General features: G+C 69.8%; 16 protein-coding genes. 6 read left to right on the forward strand and 10 right to left on the reverse strand.

What is annotated here, in order from left to right:
* Positions 1-78 precede the first annotated feature (78 nt).
* From ruvX to AC07FA_RS21005, 4 genes are read right to left on the reverse strand one after another with little or no spacing between them, the layout of a single operon-like run.
* On the reverse strand, positions 79-555 hold the full coding sequence (gene ruvX, locus AC07FA_RS20990; RefSeq protein WP_479077357.1) for a Holliday junction resolvase RuvX: 477 nt from the start codon (positions 553-555) through the stop codon (positions 79-81).
* A complete protein-coding gene (alaS, locus tag AC07FA_RS20995) occupies positions 555-3,224 on the reverse strand; it encodes an alanine--tRNA ligase (protein WP_479077358.1) in 2,670 nt (889 codons plus the stop codon). The genes ruvX and alaS overlap by 1 nt, the downstream gene beginning before the upstream one ends.
* Positions 3,224-3,577 carry a DUF6167 family protein gene (locus tag AC07FA_RS21000; RefSeq protein ID WP_479077360.1) on the reverse strand — a complete coding sequence of 118 codons (354 nt, stop codon included), beginning with the start codon at positions 3,575-3,577 and terminating at the stop codon, positions 3,224-3,226. The genes alaS and AC07FA_RS21000 overlap by 1 nt, the downstream gene beginning before the upstream one ends.
* 7 nt (positions 3,578-3,584) lie before the next feature.
* A complete protein-coding gene (locus tag AC07FA_RS21005) occupies positions 3,585-4,034 on the reverse strand; it encodes a DUF948 domain-containing protein (RefSeq protein WP_479077782.1) in 450 nt (149 codons plus the stop codon).
* A 218-nt stretch (positions 4,035-4,252) separates the two neighbouring features.
* On the opposite strand from AC07FA_RS21005, the gene AC07FA_RS21010 reads away from it, so the two are divergent.
* Complete coding sequence (locus AC07FA_RS21010) at positions 4,253-6,451, forward strand: ATP-binding protein (protein ID WP_479077362.1); 2,199 nt, start codon at positions 4,253-4,255, stop codon at positions 6,449-6,451.
* A 14-nt stretch (positions 6,452-6,465) separates the two neighbouring features.
* Here AC07FA_RS21010 and rpsD read toward each other — a convergent pair whose 3' ends face one another.
* On the reverse strand, positions 6,466-7,080 hold the full coding sequence (gene rpsD / locus AC07FA_RS21015; RefSeq protein WP_479077363.1) for a 30S ribosomal protein S4: 615 nt from the start codon (positions 7,078-7,080) through the stop codon (positions 6,466-6,468).
* 193 nt (positions 7,081-7,273) lie between these two features.
* On the opposite strand from rpsD, the gene AC07FA_RS21020 reads away from it, so the two are divergent.
* Positions 7,274-7,978: a DUF2470 domain-containing protein gene (locus AC07FA_RS21020; RefSeq protein WP_479077365.1), complete on the forward strand. Its 705-nt coding sequence runs from the start codon at positions 7,274-7,276 to the stop codon at positions 7,976-7,978.
* A gap of 31 nt (positions 7,979-8,009) precedes the next feature.
* On the opposite strand, the gene AC07FA_RS21025 is transcribed toward AC07FA_RS21020, so the two are convergent.
* Positions 8,010-9,395, reverse strand: a complete 1,386-nt coding sequence (locus AC07FA_RS21025; RefSeq protein ID WP_479077366.1) for a replication-associated recombination protein A — start codon at positions 9,393-9,395, stop codon at positions 8,010-8,012.
* A 44-nt stretch (positions 9,396-9,439) separates the two neighbouring features.
* On the reverse strand, positions 9,440-10,075 hold the full coding sequence (locus AC07FA_RS21030; protein WP_479077367.1) for a vitamin K epoxide reductase family protein: 636 nt from the start codon (positions 10,073-10,075) through the stop codon (positions 9,440-9,442).
* Between the two features lie 135 nt (positions 10,076-10,210).
* Here AC07FA_RS21030 and AC07FA_RS21035 point away from each other — a divergent pair, with 135 nt between their 5' ends.
* Together AC07FA_RS21035 and AC07FA_RS21040 are read left to right on the forward strand one after the other, a co-directional pair.
* A complete protein-coding gene (locus AC07FA_RS21035) occupies positions 10,211-11,065 on the forward strand; it encodes an ABC transporter ATP-binding protein (protein WP_479077368.1) in 855 nt (284 codons plus the stop codon).
* The gene (locus AC07FA_RS21040) at positions 11,062-11,910 is read left to right on the forward strand and encodes an ABC transporter permease (RefSeq protein WP_479077369.1); all 849 of its coding nucleotides are present in this window, start codon (positions 11,062-11,064) and stop codon (positions 11,908-11,910) included. The genes AC07FA_RS21035 and AC07FA_RS21040 overlap by 4 nt, the downstream gene beginning before the upstream one ends.
* An 84-nt stretch (positions 11,911-11,994) precedes the next feature.
* On the opposite strand, the gene hisS is transcribed toward AC07FA_RS21040, so the two are convergent.
* Positions 11,995-13,257, reverse strand: a complete 1,263-nt coding sequence (hisS, locus tag AC07FA_RS21045) for a histidine--tRNA ligase (protein WP_479077371.1) — start codon at positions 13,255-13,257, stop codon at positions 11,995-11,997.
* A 15-nt stretch (positions 13,258-13,272) separates the two neighbouring features.
* Complete coding sequence (locus tag AC07FA_RS21050; protein WP_479077373.1) at positions 13,273-13,959, reverse strand: MBL fold metallo-hydrolase; 687 nt, start codon at positions 13,957-13,959, stop codon at positions 13,273-13,275.
* 148 nt (positions 13,960-14,107) lie between these two features.
* On the opposite strand from AC07FA_RS21050, the gene AC07FA_RS21055 reads away from it, so the two are divergent.
* Positions 14,108-14,896 carry a peptidylprolyl isomerase gene (locus AC07FA_RS21055; protein ID WP_479077374.1) on the forward strand — a complete coding sequence of 263 codons (789 nt, stop codon included), beginning with the start codon at positions 14,108-14,110 and terminating at the stop codon, positions 14,894-14,896.
* A 190-nt stretch (positions 14,897-15,086) separates the two neighbouring features.
* Positions 15,087-16,316: a DUF349 domain-containing protein gene (locus tag AC07FA_RS21060; protein WP_479077375.1), complete on the forward strand. Its 1,230-nt coding sequence runs from the start codon at positions 15,087-15,089 to the stop codon at positions 16,314-16,316.
* An 80-nt stretch (positions 16,317-16,396) separates the two neighbouring features.
* Here AC07FA_RS21060 and AC07FA_RS21065 read toward each other — a convergent pair whose 3' ends face one another.
* Positions 16,397-18,724 carry a RelA/SpoT family protein gene (locus AC07FA_RS21065; RefSeq protein WP_479077784.1) on the reverse strand — a complete coding sequence of 776 codons (2,328 nt, stop codon included), beginning with the start codon at positions 18,722-18,724 and terminating at the stop codon, positions 16,397-16,399.
* Positions 18,725-18,913 lie beyond the last annotated feature (189 nt).

The following is an 18,913-nucleotide window of genomic DNA, read 5'->3' on the forward strand; positions in this document are numbered from 1 at the left end:
GAGACGACGTTCCGCCTCTTTGCTGTGCGGTGTTTGTTCGAACACTGCCGCATCGCGCGGAACGTTACCGTATCGCGATCAGACAACCACTTCGACGCCCTCGCCCGGAGCATTACCTGACGCCCGTTCGGACTCCAGAGCGTTCTGAAGGATCACCACAGCGGCAGCCTGGTCGATGACAGACCGGCCCTTCTTGGACTTCACGCCCGAGGCGCGCAGGCCCTGAGTGGCCGTCACTGTGGTCATCCTCTCGTCCACCAATCGCACCGGAATGGGTGCGACCGCGTGGGCGAACACCTGGGCGAACGCCCGCACCTTGGCGGCTGCCGGGCCCTCGCCGCCGCCGAGCGAGCGCGGCAGACCGATGATGACCTCGATCGGCTCGTACTCCTCGACGATCTGCCCCAGCCGCCGGTGGGCGGCCGGGACATCGCGTCCCGGCACGGTCTCCACCGGCGTGGCGAGGATGCCGTCGGGGTCGCACGAGGCGACCCCGATCCGGGCGTCCCCGACGTCGATCGCCAGTCGGCGGCCTCGTCTGAGCAGGGCACTCATCAGGCGGTCTCGCCGACCAGGCGCTCGACAGCGGCGACGGCGTCACCGATGGCGTCCGGGTTCGTGCCGCCGCCCTGGGCGACGTCCGGCTTGCCGCCACCGCCGCCGCCGAGGGTCTTGGCAGCCGTGCGGACCAGGTCGCCAGCCTTGAGGCCACGCGCGCGGGCGGCCTCGTTGGTGGCGATGACGGTCAGCGGGCGGCCGTTGGCCGTGGTGAAGAGCGCGACCACGGTGGGGCGGTCGCCCGGGATGCGTCCGCGCACGTCGAGGACGAGCCTGCGCAGGTCGTCGGCGCCGGTGCCGTCCGGCACCTGGCCGGTGACCAGGGCCACGCCCCGTACGTCCTGGGCGCCGGCGGCGAGACCGGCGGCGGCCTGGAGGACCTTCTCCGCGCGGAACTTCTCGATCTCCTTCTCGGCGTCCTTCAACTTGCCGAGCATCGAGGAGATCTTCTCCGGCAGCTCCTCGGGACGGCCCTTGACCAGCTCCTGGAGCTGGGCGACGACCGTGTGCTCGCGGGCCAGGAAGTTGTACGCGTCCACGCCGACCAGGGCCTCGATGCGACGCACGCCGGAACCGATGGACGACTCACCGAGCAGCTTGACCAGGCCCAGCTGGGCGGTGTTCTTGACGTGCGTGCCGCCGCACAGCTCCTTGGAGAAGTCGCCGATGGTGACGACGCGGACCCGCTCGCCGTACTTCTCGCCGAACTCGGCGATGGCGCCCTGCTTCTTGGCCTCGTCGATGCTCATGACCTCGGCGCTCACGTCGAGTTCGTGGCTGAGCACCTCGTTGATCTTCTGCTCGACGTCGGTCAGCACGGTGCCGGGAACGGCGGCCGGGGAGCCGAAGTCGAAGCGGAAGCGCCCGGGCTGGTTCTCCGAACCGGCCTGGGCGGCCTGGGGGCCGAGCGCGTCGCGCAGTGCCTGGTGCGTCAGGTGCGTGGCGCTGTGGGCGCGGGCGATGGCCCGGCGACGCTGGAGGTCGATCGTGGCCTGGGCCGAGGCCCCGACGGTCACTTCACCGACCTGGACGACGCCCCGGTGGACGTACACGCCGGGGACGGGCTTCTGGCAGTCGCGGACCTCGACGACGGCGCCGGAGTCCAGCCGGATGCGGCCGGTGTCACCGATCTGGCCGCCTCCCTCGGCGTAGAACGGCGTACGGTCCAGGACGATCTCGACCTCGTCGCCCTCGGTGGCGGCGGGCGAGGGCACGCCGTCCACGAGGATGCCGACGACGGTGGACTCACCGACGGTGTGGTCGTACCCGATGAAGTCGGTCTCGCCGGCGGCGTCCGCGATCTCGCGGTAGCCGGACATGTCGGCGTGACCGGTCTTCTTGGCCTTGGCGTCGGCCTTGGCGCGGTCCCGCTGTTCCGTCATCAGGCGGCGGAAGCCGTCCTCGTCCACGGAAAGGCCCTGTTCGGCGGCCATTTCGAGGGTGAGGTCGATCGGGAAGCCCCAGGTGTCGTGGAGCAGGAACGCCTTGTCGCCGGAGAGGACCTGGCCACCGGCGGCCTTGGTCTCGGTGACGGCGGTGTCGAGGATGTTGGTGCCGCCCTTGACGGCCTTGAGGAACGCGGCCTCCTCGGCGAGGGCGACGGTCTCGATGCGCTTGCGCTCGGTCAGGAGCTCCGGGTACTGCTGCCCCATCGTGTTGATCACGACGTCGACCAGCTCCTGGACGACCGAGCCCGTGGCGCCCATCAGACGCATGTTGCGGATGGCGCGGCGCATGATGCGGCGCAGGACGTAGCCGCGGCCCTCGTTGCCGGGGGTGACGCCGTCGCCGATGAGCATGACGGAGGTGCGGATGTGGTCGGCGACCACGCGGAGCGAGACGTCGGTGCCCTGCTCGGCGCCGTAGCGCACGCCGGTGAGTTCGGTGGCCTTGTCCATGACGACGCGCAGGGTGTCGGTCTCGTACATGTTCTGTACGCCCTGGAGGATCATGGCGAGGCGTTCGAGGCCGAGACCCGTGTCGATGTTCTTCGACGGCAGGTCACCGAGGATCGGGAAGTCCTCCTTGCCGTCGCCGGCGCCCCGCTCGTACTGCATGAAGACCAGGTTCCAGATCTCCACGTACCGCTCGTCGTTGACGGCCGGGCCGCCCTCGACACCGAACTCGGGGCCGCGGTCGTAGTTGATCTCGGAACAGGGACCGCAGGGGCCCGGAACACCCATGGACCAGAAGTTGTCCTTCTTGCCCAGGCGCTGGATGCGCTCGGCGGGGACGCCGATCTTGTCGCGCCAGATCTGCTCGGCCTCGTCGTCGTCCAGGTAGACCGTGATCCACAGACGCTCGGGGTCGAGTCCGAAACCGCCCTCCGCCACGGAGTTGGTCAGGGCCTCCCAGGCGTACTGGATGGCCCCTTCCTTGAAGTAGTCCCCGAAGGAGAAGTTGCCGCACATCTGGAAGAACGTGCCGTGCCGGGTGGTCTTGCCGACCTCTTCGATGTCCGGCGTACGGACGCACTTCTGCACGCTGGTGACGCGCGGGGCGGGCGGCTTGACCTCGCCGAGGAAGTACGGCTTGAAGGGGACCATGCCCGCGGGGACCAGCAGCAGAGTCGGGTCGTCCGCGATGAGCGACGCCGAAGGGACGACGGTGTGACCGCGCTCCTCGAAGAAGCTCAGCCAGCGGCGGCGAATTTCAGCCGACTCCATTAGTGGTCCTCATTCCGGTTGTACGAGTTGTAGGGGAGCTTGCGGCGCGTGGCGGATTCGCCCGTCCCGGCGGCGTCGGCCGCTTCGACGGCGAAGTGCTGCCGTACGGGGAGTTCGGGGTCGACCGGTGCCTCCAGGCCCAGCGCCCCGCCCAGTTCCGCCTCGCGCCGGATCATGCCTTCGCGCACGTCGAGGGCGAAGTCCTTGAGCTTGTGACCGGTCTCGATCGCCTTGTCGGCGGCCTGCGCCGCGAGGCTCTCGGGGGTCAGCTGCTTCAGCTTGCGGTTGACCTTGGTGGTGGCCCACACACCGGCTGCGGCGCCGGCGGTGAACCAGAACGTACGGCGGAACATCGCTGCGTCAGTCCTTCTGTCCGCGGGAACTTCGGCCGTTCCGCTTCTTGCCTCGGGCGGATGGCACTGTACGGCCGACGATCACCGTACGACGGGAGGGCCGGCGGGGCGGTTCCGGTTCGGGGGCGGACCTGCGGCCGATCGCCTGCCGTACCCCGTAGCCGAAGGCCGCGACCTTGACGAGCGGGCCGCCGAAGGTCGATGCGACGGTGGTGGAGAGCGCGGAGGCGTTGGAGGTGACCTCCTGGACGTCCGAGGCGATCGCGTCGACCTTGTCGAGCTGGGTCTGCGCGGAGCGGACCGTCGCGGACGCGTCGGCGAGCAGCGGGACGGCCTGCTCGGTCACGTCCGCCACGAGCTTCGTGGTCGCCCTGAGCGTCTGGGCCAGCCTCACCAGCACCACGGCGAGGAACGAAACCAGGATCGCCCAGAAGACGGCCACCAGGATCCCGGCCACCTCTCCACCGGACACAGTGCACCGCTCTCTGCTTGTCGCCTGCCCCCTTCGGGGCTTGTCTCTGCTCGGCCGGCGACTCCTGTCATCACAGGCAATCGTCGTCACCCGAGCCTATCGCGCCGGGCGTCAGGCCCTGTACCGCATTACCGGTGGGCAGACCCCGGGTTGTCGGGAGCAGATTGTACGGAGAGCTTCCGAGCCCGTACTCTGCGTGTTTTATGCGACGCCCTCAGCGCCCCTTCTCCACACCGGACGACTCGGGTCCCCCCGCCGCCGTCCGCGGCAATCTGCCCGCGGAACTCAACAGATTCGTGGGCCGCGACGACGAGCTGGCCGAACTGGGGCGCCTGCTGGAGGAGTCCAGGCTGGTGACGGTCGTGGGAGTGGCGGGGGCCGGTAAGACCCGCTGTGTCACCCGGGTCGCCGCATTGATGGAGAAACGGTACTGCGACGGCGTCTGGATCGCCGAGCTGTCCGCCGTCCACGACCCCGGACTGCTCGAACACGCGCTGGTCGACGCGCTCGGGCTCACCGACCACACCAGCCGGCCACCCCGCGCCACGCTCATCGAACACTGCGCCCCGCGTCAACTCCTGCTCGTGATCGACGGCTTCGAGCAGATGACCGAGGCGGTGGCCGGACTCGTACGGGAACTGCTGCGCCGCGCCCCCGGCCTGCGCGTACTGACCGCCGGACGGTGCCCCCTCCGGGTGGACGGCGAGCTGACCTTCGCCCTCGCGCCGATGACCGAACGGGACGCGGTGGAGCTGTTCGCCGAGCGGGCCCGCTCGGTGCGGCCCGGATTCCGGCTGACGGACACCGACCGGGCCGCCGTGCGCGAGCTCTGCCGCCGCCTCGACGGGATTCCGCTGGCACTCGAACTGGCGGCGGGACGGCTGCGCGCCCTGTCGGTGGAGCAGATACTGCATCGCCTCGACGACCGGTTCCGGCTGCTGACCGGCGGCAGCCGCGGCGCTCCGGCCCGCCACCAGACCCTCCGTACGGCCATCGGCTGGAGCCACGAGCTGTGCTCGCCGCGGCAACGGCTGCTGTGGGCGAGGCTCTCGGTCTTCGCCGGGCAGTTCGACCTGGAGGCCGTCGAGTACATCTGCAGCGGCCCCGACCTGCCGGCCGACACCGTGCTCGATGTGCTCGACGATCTCCTCGCGCAGTCCGTCGTGGTGCGCGAGGACTCGGCGGTCGGCTGCCGCTACCGGCTGCTCGACACCGTGCGCGAGTACGGCGCGGAGTGGCTGACCGCCACCGGGGACACGGACCGGCTGCGGCGCAGGCACCGGGACTGGTTCCTGGGGCTCGCGACCTGGTGCGAGCTGGACTGGTTCAGCCCGCGCCAGGGCGAGGTGGCGGCCCGTATCGACAGTGAACTGCCCAATCTCCGGCGGGCGATGGAGTGTTCCATGGAGAGCCCGGACGAGGTCCACCTCGCCCAGTACCTGGCGGGCACCCTCTGGTTCTACTGGGTCGGCTGCGGCCGTCTCGCGGAAGGGCGGCACTGGCTGGACCACGTGCTGGAGGAGGAGTCGCCCTACGACGCGTCCCGGCTGAAGGCGCTGTGGGTGCTCGGGTACGTGGCCGTGCTCCAGGGGGACGCGGTCGGCGCCGTCTCGGCGCTCCAGGAGTGCCGGGAGGAGGCCGAGCAGGCGGGTGACGCGTCGGCCGTGGCGTACGCGGTGCACCGGCTGGGCTGCCTGGCGCTGGTCACGGACGACATGGTGCGGGCCGAGGAACTGCTGCGCGACGCGCTGGCGCGCTACCGGGAGGCCGGTGAGCTCAACAGCAATGTGCTGATGGGCCAGGTCGAGCTTGCGATGGCGGTGGCCTTCCTCGGCGACCTGGACGGCGCGGTCGCGATCTGCGAAGAGGTCAGGGAGATCTGCGAGGACCACGGGGAGCGGTGGGCGCTCGCCTACGTGCTGTACGTGCTGGCGTACGCGGCCCTGCAGCGGGGGGAGACCGGCCTCGCCCGCCGGATGCTCGTCGAGTGCCTGGGCATCGGCCGGACCTTCCACGACCTGCTCGGCACCGTGCTGACGCTTGAGCTGCTCGCCCTGGTCACCGTGGTCGACGGGGATGCGGCCGAGGCAGCCGTGCTCCAGGGGGCGGCCGGCCGGATCTGGCCCACGGTGGGTCTGCCGCTGTTCGGTTCGGCCTATTACGGGCTGCCGCGGGCCCGGTGCGAGGAGCGTGCCCGCGAGGAGCTCGGCGCGGAGGCGTACGAGGCGGGACGGCGCGCGGGCGAGCGGCTGAGCCTGGACGCGGCCGTGTCGAGGGCGCTGGCCGGTGGGCCGCGGAGGCGGCCGGGTCCGGCGGGGACCGGCATCTTTCCGGGGCCGGGGGGAACGCGAAGGCCCGCCGCCTCCCGGACAACAGGGAGGGGCGGGCCCGAGCTCGGTTGAGAGCTACGCCTGGATCAGCGGGCGTAGTACTCGACGACGAGCTGCTCGTCGCAGATGACCGGGATTTCCTTGCGGTTCGGGTCCCGGTCCAGGCGGAAGGCCAGGGCCTTCAGGTTCACCTGGAGGTAGCGCGGGGTCTCACCGTCGGTGTCGTAACCACCCTCGCGGGCGACCTGGAAGGGCACCTTGGAGCGGCTGCGCTCGCGGACCATCACGATGTCGTCGGGACGGACACGGAACGACGGCTTGTCGACCTTGCCACCGTTGACCTCGATGTGGCCGTGAACGACCATCTGGCGGGCCTGGTAGATGGTGCGGGCGATGCCCGAACGCAGGACCAGGGCGTCGAGGCGACGCTCGAGCTCGACGACCAGCGCCTCGCCCGTCTTGCCTTCGGCCTTCTTGGCGCGGTCGTAGGCGCGCGCCATCTGGCGCTCGCTGATGTCGTACTGCGCACGCAGACGCTGCTTCTCGAGCAGACGGACCTTGTAGTCCGAGTTCTGCTTGCGGCCACGGCCGTGCTCGCCCGGCGGGTACGGACGAGCTTCGAAGTACTTGACAGCCTTCGGCGTCAGAGCGATGCCGAGGGCACGCGACTTCTTGACCTTGGGACGCGACTGGTTAGGCACGTTCTCCAGACCTCCGTTGTAGGTTAAGTTAGGTAAGGCTTACCTTACTCAAGGAGATCGCATGTCTCGCCCTGGGAACACCACAGACGTCACGGACAACACAGACAGCGGCGGCGCGCACGAGGGCGCCGCTACGACGGAAGGCCGATCTGATCGTGGTCAGCCGCGTCCCAGCGGGCTTGAAATCACTCGGATGCCGTCAGCAGCCGAGCGCACACGAACTCTCGTACAGAGTACCTGCTCCGCGACGCTCGTCGTACCGGGGCTCGATGTGCCCTGTCCCGACCTCCTGGTGCCCAGCTCCCGCCACGTAGGTCCCGACGGTGACCTGTTCCTCGAACTCTCCGCCGCCTCCCCGGCCGTCCGGGCCGCGACGCGCGCCCAGGGCGACGAACTCACCGCCGTGCTGGAGCTCACCGACGTCGCGCCGGTCTCCGTCCCGCACCGGATCCGCGGCCGCGCCTGGGTCTCCGGCTGGCTCACCTCCGTACCGGGACTGGCGCAGCCCGGAAGGATGCTGCTCCGGCTGGAGACCGCGGAGGCGTACATCGACGATCTGTGGGGAGCGCAGGACGTCGAGCCCGACGCGTTCCGCGACGCCGTACCGGATCCGCTCGTCGCACACGAGGCGGACCTGCTCCAGCATCTGCACGCGGCGCACGGGGAACAGATGGGGACGCTCCGCGCACTGCTGGGCGAGCGCACGGTCCGCGACCGTACGGCCGCCCAGCTGCCGTCCGCCGTCCCGGTGGCACTGGACCGTTTCGGTCTGCGTGTGCGCTTCGTCGAGGACCAGAGCTCCTGCTTCGACGCGCGCTTCGAGTTTCCCGAGCCCGTGCGGGACGTCGTCGAGCTGCGCCGTGCCATGTACACGCTGTTCGAGGCGGCGTCCTGCTGACCCGCCGCCGGCCGGTCCCGGTCCAGGCCGGTCAGGCCGGACCCTCGTTCTCGGCCGCGCCGTCGGAGCCGGCCCTGCCCAGCCGCTCCCTGACCCGGTCCGCCACGTCCGCGTACCGCGCCTCCGCGCCGTACCGCGTGGGTGTGTAGTAACGCTTGTCGCGCACGGCGTCCGGCGCGTACTGCTGGGCGGCGATGCCGCCCGGGACGTCATGGGGATAGACATAGCCCTGGGCATGGCCCAGCTTGGCCGCGCCCTTGTAGTGGCCGTCGCGCAGATGGGCCGGAACGGGGCCCGCGAGCCCCTTCCGTACGTCCTCCTGGGCGGCGGAGATCGCCAGTGTCGCCGCGTTGGACTTCGGAGCCAGCGCCAGCGCGATGGTGGCGTGGCTGAGGGTGAGGGCCGCCTCGGGGAAGCCGATCATGGCCACGGCCTGGGCTGCCGCGACCGCCGTGGGCAGAGCCGTCGGATCGGCCAGGCCGATGTCCTCGCTGGCGGAGATCATCAGCCGCCGGGCGATGAACCGGGGGTCCTCCCCCGCTTCGATCATCCGGGCCAGGTAGTGCAGTGCCGCGTCCACGTCGGAACCGCGGATCGACTTGATGAGGGCGCTCGCCACGTCGTAGTGCTGGTCGCCGTCCCTGTCGTACTTCACAGCGGCCCGGTCGACGGTGGCCTCGACGGTCTGGAGGGTGATCTCCTGCTCGTGCGTGGCCAGTGCGGCCCCGGCCGCCGCCTCCAGTGCCGTGAGCGCCCGGCGGGCGTCGCCTCCCGCGATGCGCAGCAGATGCGCCTGCGCGTCCTCGGCCAGCGTGACCGCGCCGCCGAGCCCGCGCTCGTCGGTGAGGGCGCGGGTGATCAGTGCCAGCAGGTCGTCGTCGGTCAGCGGTTCCAGGGTGAGCAGGAGGGAGCGCGAGAGCAGGGGGGAGATGATCGAGAAGTACGGATTCTCGGTGGTGGCCGCGATGAGCGTCACCCAGCGGTTCTCCACCGCGGGCAGGAGCGAGTCCTGCTGGGCCTTGGAGAAGCGGTGGATCTCGTCCAGGAAGAGGACGGTCTCCTTGCCGAAGCCGCCGGTGGCGCGGCGCGCGCCCTCGATGACGGCGCGGACCTCCTTGACGCCCGCGGTGATCGCGGAGAGCTCGACGAAGCGCTTGTTCGTCGCCTTGCTGACCACGTACGCCAAGGTCGTCTTGCCGGTGCCCGGCGGGCCCCAGAGGATCACCGAGGACGGTCCGGCGGGGCCGCCGCTGCCCTCCCCCACAAGGCGGCGCAGGGGTGAGCCCGGCTTGAGCAGGTGCTGCTGGCCGACGACCTCGTCGACCGTCCGGGGACGCATCCGCACAGCGAGCGGGCTGGCGGACGGGTCCTTCTCCTGGCGGTCTTCGGCGGCTGCGGTAAAGAGATCGGGCTCCACGCTGTGAAGCCTATGTCACCCCACTGACAACGCCTCCGGGCCCGTCAGCTGGTCCAGAAGTCCCACCAGCGGGTCAGGATCAACATGCCGATGATGCCGATCCACAGGACCGGCGCCACCCAGTGGAACTCCAGGAGACCGTTCCGCAGCCAGTGGGGGGCGGGCAGGACGCGGTGCTTGATGTTGTGCGTGGTGACGTAGCAGAACATGACGATCGTGGCGACCCAGGCCAGGCAGCACCACAGGCACAGCGAGTTGATGTTGTACAGCGACTGGTACTGGAGCCAGGTGCAGAAGCCGACACCGAACAGCGTGCCCGCGTTGAGTCCGAGCCAGAACCAGGAACGGAAGCGGGCGCCGGCCAGCAGCCCCATTCCGATGCAGATCACCATCGCGTAGGTGACGAGTCCGAGCATCGGGTTGGGGAACCCGAAGGCGGACGCCTGGTCGCTCTTCATGATGTTGCCGCACGCGACGACCGGGTTGAGGCTGCATCCCGGGGTGAAGCTGGGGTCTTCGAGCAGCTTGAACTTGTCGATGGTGATGACCCAGGCGGCGAGCAGTCCGGCCGCACCCGTGATCACCAGGAGCAGTGCCAGCGCGCGACTGCCGCCGATGGTCCTCTTCCCACCGTCCTCCGCCTGGCTCGAGGAGGGATGATCTACCGCTGCAGTCGTCATATCGCCGTTCCGTCACTGAGTAGCCAGCTGGGCACCGTCATTGTGCCGCACCGCCCGTGGCGCCAACCGTTCGATGAACATAAGTGTGTCCGCGTGATCGGCACGGAACGCGGGGCTCCGGGCGATGATCGGCGCATGACAGAACTCGCGGTAGAAGTCCGCGGACTACGCAAGCGCTACGGCACGGTGACCGCCGTGGACGGTCTGGACCTGCGGATCGTGCCTGGTGAGGTGTTCGGAATCCTCGGTCCCAACGGCGCGGGGAAGAGCACCACGGTCGAGATCCTCCAGGGCCACCGGAGCCGGGACGAAGGCACCGTGCTGGTCCTGGGCACCGACCCGGCCGTCGCAGACCGCCGTCACCGTTCCCGCGTCGGTGTCGTCTGGCAGGATGAATCGGCGCCCGCCGAGTTGACGGTCCGCGAGACGGTGAGGCACTTCGCCGGCTACTACCCGCGGCCGCGCGATACCGAGCACGTCATCGCCATGGTCGGTCTGGAGCAGAAGGCGGACGCCCGGATCAAGGAACTCTCCGGCGGGCAGCGGCGCCGGCTCGATGTGGCCCTCGGCGTGATCGGCGGCCCCGAACTCCTGCTGCTGGACGAGCCGACGACCGGTTTCGATCCGGCCGCCCGCCGCCAGTTCTGGGAGCTGATCCGGCTGCTCGCGCGGGAGGGCACCACCATCGTCCTCACGACGCATTACCTGGAGGAGGCCGAGGCGCTGGCCGACCGGCTCGCCGTGATCAGCGCCGGCAAGGTGGTGGCCGAGGGCGAACCCCGCGCACTGCGCGAACGGTTCGGCACCGGTGCCACGGTCGAGTGGACGGAGGCGGACGGCTCCCCCCGCTCCGAGACCACGGCGACGCCCACCCGTACCGTCACCGCGCTGGGACAGCGCTTCGGCGGAGAGATACCCGGACTCCGGGTCACCCGCCCCACGCTGGAGGACACCTACCTCCGTCTGATCGGACAGGAGACGGCCCGGTGACCACGCTCGACTCCCGCGAAACCGCCTCCGCCACCGGCCCGGGCCCGCTGCCCGGCGCCTGGCGGCTCGGTCTGCGGCGCGGCGCCCTCGAACTGAGGCAGTTCTTCCGCCGGCGCGACCAGGTGGTCTTCACCTTCGCGTTCCCCATCATCTTCCTGGCCATGTTCGCCTCGATCTTCAGCGACGACGTGGAAGGCGCGGGCATCACCGCCTCGCAGCTCTACGTGCCCTCGATGCTGGCGGCCGGTATCGCGTCGATCAGCTTCCAGTCGCTCGGGATCTCCATCGCGATCGAGCGCGACGAGAAGGTGCTGCGCCGCATCCGCGCCACACCGATGCCGCCCGCCGCGTACTTCCTCGGCAAGGTGTGGCTGGTGCTGGTCACCGGAGTACTGGAGGCCGTGGCCCTGCTGACGGTCGGCGTCGCTCTGTTCGATGTCGGACTGCCCACCGACGTGGGCACCTGGCTGACCTTCGGCTGGGTCTTCGTCCTCGGGATCACCGGCTGCGCCCTGCTCGGCATCGCGATCAGCAGCCTGCCCGGGTCCGGGCGCAGTGCCGGCGCCGTGGTCGTGCTGCCCTTCCTCGTCATTCAGTTCATCTCCGGCGTCTACATCCCGGTCAACGAACTGCCTGGCTGGATGCTGAGCATCGGGTCACTGCTCCCGCTGAAGTGGATGTGCCAGGGCTTCCGCGGGGTGTTCCTGCCGGAGTCGGCCGCCGTGATCGAACCGACCGGGAGCTGGGACTACGGGCTGGTGGCGCTGGTGCTGGGGGCCTGGTGCGTCGGCGGGCTGGTCCTGTGCCTGCTGACGTTCCGCTGGAAGAGCCGCCGCGAGGGCTGACGAGCGACGGGCACGTGTTGCCGCGACGCACGAGAGAGGGGCCCCTGTACGTCGCGTACAGGGGCCCCTCTCCGTAGTGCGGTGTTACGCCAGGCGCGAGCGGATCGCCCCGGTCACGTCCGCCAGAGCGACCGCTTCCTGCTCGCCCGACTCCATGTCCTTGAGCTGTACGTTGCCCTCGGCCAGGTCGCGCTCGCCCGCGACGATCGTGAAGCGTGCGCCCGACCGGTTCGCGCTCTTCATCGCGCCCTTCAGACCGCGGCCGCCGAACGCGAAGTCCGTCGCCACACCCTCGCGCCGCAGCTGCGTGACGAGGCCGAAGAGCACCCGGCGGGCCTCCTCGCCGAGCGGGACCGCGTACACGCTGGTGGTGGCGGGGATGGGCAGTTCGATGCCCTCGGCCTCCAGGGCGAGAACCGTACGGTCCACGCCGAGCGCCCAGCCGACGGACGGCAGCGCGGGGCCGCCGATCATCTCTGACAGGCCGTCGTAGCGGCCGCCGCCGCCCACCGCAGACTGCGAGCCCAGACCGTCGTGGACGAACTCGAAGGTCGTGCGCGTGTAGTAGTCGAGGCCGCGGACGAGCTTCTCGTCGTCCTCGTACACCACACCGGCCGCCGTCAGCAGGCCGCGGACCTCCTCGTGGTACGCCTTGCAGGCGTCGCAGAGGTAGTCGCGGAGCATCGGGGCGCCGACGAGCTGCTTCTGGACGTCGGCCCGCTTGTCGTCGAGCACCCGGAGCGGGTTGATCTCGATGCGCCGACGGGTCTCCTCGTCCAGATCCAGGTCGCGGAGGAAGCCCTGGAGCGCCTCCCGGTAGACGGGACGGCACTCCTTGTCGCCCAGCGAGTTCAGCAGGATGCGGAACTGCGTGAGACCCAGCGAGCGGTACGCCTGGTCGGCCAGGATGATCAGCTCGGCGTCCAGCGCCGGGTCCTCGGTGCCGATGGCCTCGGCACCGACCTGCGAGAAGTGCCGGTAACGGCCCGCCTGCGGCCTCTCGTAGCGGTAGTACGAGCCGGAGTACCAGAGCTTGACGGGAAGGTTGCCCGCCTTGTGGAGGTTGGCCTCCAGTGCGGCGCGGAGCACGGAAGCGGTGCCCTCGGGGCGCAGCGCGAGCTTGTCGCCGCCCTTGGTCTCGAAGGCGTACATCTCCTTGGAGACGATGTCGGTGGACTCACCGACACCGCGGGCGAAGAGGTTCACGTCCTCGAAGCCGGGCGTCTCGATGTAGCCGTACCCGGAGTCGCGCAGGGGCTTGGAGATGGCCTCGCGCACCGCCAGGAACTTCGCGGAACGCGGCGGGATCAGGTCGTACGTGCCCTTGGGGGCCTGGAAGGTACTCACAGGGTTTCTCTCTCGTCACATTCCTCGGCGGGGCGCGTCCATACCGTGCAGATACGGATTGGAGGCGCGCTCGCGGCCGATGGTCGTCTGGGGGCCGTGGCCGGACAGCACCACGGTCGAGTCGTCGAGCGGCAGGCACACACGGGCCAGCGACTCGAGCAGCTCGGCGTGGCTGCCGCCTGGCAGGTCGGTGCGTCCGACGGAGCCGGCGAAGAGCAGGTCGCCCGAGAACAGAACCTGCGGAACATCCGCGGCCTCGGGCATCCTGAACGTCACCGACCCCTTGGTATGGCCGGGCGCATGCGCGACTGCGAACTCCAGACCGGCCAGTTTCAGCACGGCACCGTCGGTCAGTTCCTTGACGTCGTCCGGTTCGCCCACGGTCAGCTCGCCCATGAGAGGCATTCCGAAGGAGCGGCCGATGCCCTTCTCCGGGTCGCTCATCATGTACCGGTCCTCCGGGTGGATCCAGGCGGGGACGTCATGGGCGCCGCACACGGGGACGACCGAGGCGACATGGTCGATGTGGCCATGGGTGAGCACGACGGCGACGGGCTTGAGCCGATGCTTCTTCAGCGTCTCCTCGACACCCTGGGCGGCCTGGTGCCCGGGATCGATGATCACGCACTCCTCGCCTGCGGCGGGGGCGACCAGGTAGCAGTTGGTCCCCCAGGCCCCGGCGGGGAACCCGGCAATGAGCACGATCGTCCTTAATGTTCGTCCGACGGGAGAGGGTGTTGAGACAGATCCGGCAGATCAGAGCCTACCGGCGCTCCTCATCCCACAGCTAACCCATATACGGTACGGGGCAACCCAGGCCGGATCACACGACGTACAAGGAGATCAACCGGTGGTCAGCAGCGATCAGCGGCGGCGGCAGCTCGCCCGCGAGAAGTTCGAGCGGCAGCAGCAGCGCAGGGAGGAAGCCCGCCGGAGGACCAGGCGTCTCACCGTGGTCATCGCGTCCGCGCTGGCCGTGGTGGCGGTCATCGGCGCAGGCGCGTACGTCTCCGTCGGCGGCGACGACGACAAGGACAAGACCGAAGCGGCGGCGAGCGCGAGCCCGTCGGCGACGCCCTCCGAGAGCGAGAGTGCCGCGCCGGAGCCCGCGATGAAGATCGACAAAAAAGCCACGTACTCGATGTCGCTCAAGACCAGCCAGGGCGACATAGCGTTCGACATGGACGCGGCGAAGACCCCGCACACGACGAATTCCTTCAAGGCCCTCGCGGACAAGGGGTACTTCGACGGCACGAAGTGTCACCGGCTGACCACGGAGGGCATTTTCGTCCTCCAGTGCGGTGACCCGAAGGGCGACGGAACCGGCGGTCCCGGCTACACGATCCCGGACGAGAACCTGACGGCGCTGGGCAAGGCGGGCAAGGACGGCACGGTCACCTTCCCCGCGGGCACCGTGGCGATGGCCAACACCGGCCAGCCGAGCACCGGCGGCAGCCAGTTCTTCCTGGTGTACAAGGACACCAAACTCCCGCCCACGTACACGCCGTTCGGCACGATGGACGAGGCCGGGCTGAAGACCGTCAAGAAGGTCGCCGAGGCGGGCGTCACCGGTGGTGCGGCCGACGGTGCGCCGAAGAAGACCGTCACCGTCGAGAAGGCCACCGTCGACAAGGCCTGATGCGGCCGGGCGGCCGGCCCACCCCGGCACGTGGCGCGGACCGAAGAATTTCAGCCGCGCTGAGTGCGGACAGCCGGGTGGCCGGTCGCCTAGATTGACGTTGTGCAGGGCGGGCGATGCCCGCCCCAGGAAACTGTGGACGATGCCCGGGGGGCGAACCCCCTCGCAGGCATCAGGTGGAGGAGGCGCTGTGAGCAGCGACCCGTGGGGCCGCGTCGACGAGACGGGCACCGTGTACGTGCGTACAGCCGATGGCGAGCAGGTCGTCGGATCGTGGCAGGCCGGTTCTCCCGAGGAGGCCCTGGCCTACTTCGAGCGCAAGTACGAGGGCTTGGTGGTCGAAATCGGCCTCCTCGAACGGCGGGTGAAGACCACCGATCTCTCGTCCAAGGACGCGATGGCCGCAATCGATCACCTGCGCACGCAGGTTGACGAGCATCACGCCGTCGGTGACCTCGCCGCGCTGCGCACCCGGCTGGACGCGCTCGTCGCGACGGTCGACTCGCGGCGCGAGGAGCGCAAGGTCCAGAAGGCGAAGCAGACCGACGAGGCGCGCCACGCCAAGGAGGCGCTCGTCGTCGAGGCCGAGGAACTGGCGCAGAGCGAGCAGTGGCGCTCGGCCGGCGAGCGGCTGCGGGCTCTGGTCGACACCTGGAAGGGGCTTCCGCGCCTCGACCGCAAGTCGGACGACGAGCTGTGGCACCGCTTCTCGCATGCCCGTTCCGCGTTCTCCAAGCGCCGCAAGGCCCACTTCGCGGCGCTGGACGCCCAGCGCGAGGACGCGCGTAAGGCCAAGGAGAAGCTGGTCGCCGAGGCCGAGGCGCTCTCCGGGTCCACGGACTGGGGTACGACGGCGGCCCGTTACCGCGACCTGATGACCGAGTGGAAGGCCGCGGGGCGGGCGCAGCGCGAGTCCGAGGAGGAGCTGTGGAACCGCTTCCGTGGTGCGCAGGACGTGTTCTTCGCGGCCCGCAGCGGAGTGTTCGCCGAGCGGGACGCGGAGCAGGGCGAAAACCTCAAGCTCAAGGAGGAGCTCGCCGTCGAGGCCGAGAAGCTGGTGCCGGTGAAGGACCTGAAGGCGGCCAGGGCCGCGTTCCGTGCCCTCAACGAGCGCTGGGAGGCCGTCGGCCACGTGCCGCGTGACGCCCGCCCGAAGGTCGAGGGGCGGATGCAGGCGGTGGAGCGTGCGCTCCAGGAGGCCGAGGAGAACGAGTGGCGCCGCTCGAACCCGGAGGCGCGTGCGCGCGCCGCGGGTCTGACCGGTCAGCTCCAGGCGGCCGTCGACAAGCTGCACCAGCAGATCGACACGGCGCGCGCCTCGGGCAACAACGCCAGGGCCGACAAGCTGGCCAAGGAGCTTGAGGGCCGGCAGGCACTGCTGGACCAGGCGCTGAAGGGCCTGGAGGAGTTCAGCGGCTGACACCGGCCATCGGATACGAGAGAGGGGCTCCTGTAGGTGACGTACAGGAGCCCCTCTCTCGTGCTCTCTGGTGACCCGGGTTACGGCCTGCGGGCCGAGGTCACCCGGTACACGTCGTAGACGCCTTCCACGCCCCGTACTGCCTTCAGCACGTGTCCGAGGTGCTTCGGGTCGCCCATCTCGAAGGTGAAGCGCGAGGTGGCCACCCGGTCCCTGGACGTCTGGACGGCCGCGGACAGGATGTTGACGTGCTGGTCGGACAGGACGCGGGTGACGTCGGAGAGCAGGCGGGAGCGGTCCAGCGCCTCGACCTGGATGGCGACCAGGAAGACCGAGGACTGGGTGGGCGCCCACTCGACCTCGAGGATGCGCTCCGGCTGCTGGGACAGCGAGTCCACGTTGACGCAGTCGGCGCGGTGCACCGAGACGCCACTGCCGCGGGTGACGAAGCCGATGATCGGGTCGCCCGGTACGGGGGTGCAGCAGCGGGCCAGCTTGACCCAGACGTCCTCGACGCCCTTGACGACCACACCGGGATCGGCGTTCGCGCGGCGCTTGCTGCGGCCGTGGGAGGGCGGGGTGGACTCGGCCAGATCCTCGTTGGCCTCGTCGTGGCCGCCGAGGGCCTGCACCAGCTTCTGCACGACGCCCGCCGCCGCGACATGGCCTTCGCCGATCGCCGCGTACAGCGAGGAGATGTCGGGGTAGCGCATCTCGTGGGCGAGCGTGACCAGCGAGTCTCCCGTCAGAATCCGCTGGATCGGCAGGTTCTGCTTGCGCATGGCGCGCGCGATGGAGTCCTTGCCCTGCTCGATCGCCTCGTCGCGGCGCTCCTTGGAGAACCAGGCGCGGATCTTGTTCCGGGCACGGGGCGACTTGACGAAGCCGAGCCAGTCCCGTGAGGGTCCGGCGCCGGTCGCCTTGGAGGTGAAGACCTCGACGAGGTCCCCGTTGTCCAGGGTCGATTCGAGCGGTACGAGGCGCCCGTTGACCCGTGCCCCTATCGTCCGGTGGCCGACCTCCGTGTGGACGGCGTACGCGAAGTCGACGGGGGTGGCGCCGGCGGGCAGCGCTATGACGTCGCCCTTGGGCGTGAAGACGAAGACCTCGTTGCGGGAGAGGTCGAAGCGCAGGGACTCCAGGAACTCGCTGGGGTCCTCGGTCTCCTTCTGCCAGTCCAGGAGCTGGCGCAGCCACGCCATGTCGTTGACGGTGTCCTGGCCCCGGCCGGTGTTCTTGGGCACGTCGGTACGGACCTTGGAGGCACCCGCGGAGGGCTCCTGCTTGTACTTCCAGTGCGCGGCGATGCCGTACTCGGCGCGGCGGTGCATGTCGAACGTACGGATCTGGAGCTCGACGGGCTTGCCGCTGGGGCCGATCACCGTGGTGTGCAGCGACTGGTACATGTTGAACTTCGGCATCGCGATGTAGTCCTTGAACCGGCCGGGGACCGGATTCCATCGCGCGTGGACGGTGCCGAGGGCCGCGTAACAGTCGCGGACCGTGTCGACGAGTACACGGATACCCACCAGGTCGTAGATCTCGGCGAAGTCCCGGCCTCGCACGATCATCTTCTGGTAGACGCTGTAGTAGTGCTTCGGCCGTCCCGTGACGGTGGCCTTGATGCGGGCGGCGCGGAGGTCCGACTGGACCTCGTCGGTCACTATGGCGAGGTATTCGTCGCGCTTGGGGGCCCGCTCCGCGACGAGACGGACGATCTCGTCGTACATCTTGGGGTAGAGGATCGCGAAGGCGAGGTCCTCCAGCTCCCACTTGATGGTGTTCATGCCCAGGCGGTGAGCCAGGGGCGCGTAGATCTCAAGGGTCTCGCGGGCCTTCTTCTCCTGCTTCTCCCGCTTGAGATAGCGCATGGTGCGCATGTTGTGCAGGCGGTCGGCGAGCTTGATGACCAGGACCCGGGGGTCCTTCGCCATGGCGACGACCATCTTGCGTACGGTCTCGGCCTGCGCGGCCTCGCCGAACTTGACCTTGTCGAGCTTGGTGACGCCGTCGACCAGCAGCGCGACCTGGTCGCCGAAGTCCTTGCGCAGCGTGTCCAGGCCGTACTCGGTGTCCTCGACCGTGTCGTGCAGCAGCCCGGCCATCAGCGTGGCCGGGTCCATGCCGAGCTCGGCGAGGATCGTCGTGACGGCGAGCGGGTGCGTGATGTACGGGTCGCCGCTCTTGCGCTTCTGACCCCGGTGCCAGCGTTCGGCGACCTGGTAGGCGCGCTCGATCTGGCGCAGGGTCGCCGACTCGATCTTGGGATCGTTGGAACGGACGGTCCGCAGCAACGGTTCGAGCACGGGGTTGTACGGGCTGGAGCGCTGGACGCCGAGCCGGGCCAGGCGGGCCCGCACCCGGTTGGACGATCCGCCGGAGCGGGGCACCGAGCCGGCCGGGACCACGGGCTTGGCCGCGGGCTTCGCCGGGGGCTGGGCGGCCTGCCCTGCCGGGGGCGCGGGATTCGCGGGCCCCGGAGCCGCGGGGGGCTTGGGCGGTGCGTCTGCCGTGCGCTTCGGCGGTGCGTCCGCGGAGGGCTTGGCCGGTGCGTCTGCCGCGCGCTTCGGCGGTGCTTCAGCGGGCCTCGGCGGGAC

The organism is Streptomyces sp. NPDC045968 (genome assembly GCF_056430475.1).

Bases quoted from the DNA above. Each gene is read 5' to 3' on its own strand.
- ruvX (WP_479077357.1), bottom strand. From the start codon at position 555: ATGAGTGCCCTGCTCAGACGAGGCCGCCGACTGGCGATCGACGTCGGG.
- alaS (WP_479077358.1), bottom strand. From the start codon at position 3,224: ATGGAGTCGGCTGAAATTCGCCGCCGCTGGCTGAGCTTCTTCGAGGAG.
- AC07FA_RS21000 (WP_479077360.1), bottom strand. From the start codon at position 3,577: ATGTTCCGCCGTACGTTCTGGTTCACCGCCGGCGCCGCAGCCGGTGTG.
- AC07FA_RS21010 (WP_479077362.1), top strand. From the start codon at position 4,253: ATGCGACGCCCTCAGCGCCCCTTCTCCACACCGGACGACTCGGGTCCC.
- AC07FA_RS21020 (WP_479077365.1), top strand. From the start codon at position 7,274: ATGCCGTCAGCAGCCGAGCGCACACGAACTCTCGTACAGAGTACCTGC.
- AC07FA_RS21030 (WP_479077367.1), bottom strand. From the start codon at position 10,075: ATGACGACTGCAGCGGTAGATCATCCCTCCTCGAGCCAGGCGGAGGAC.
- AC07FA_RS21035 (WP_479077368.1), top strand. From the start codon at position 10,211: ATGACAGAACTCGCGGTAGAAGTCCGCGGACTACGCAAGCGCTACGGC.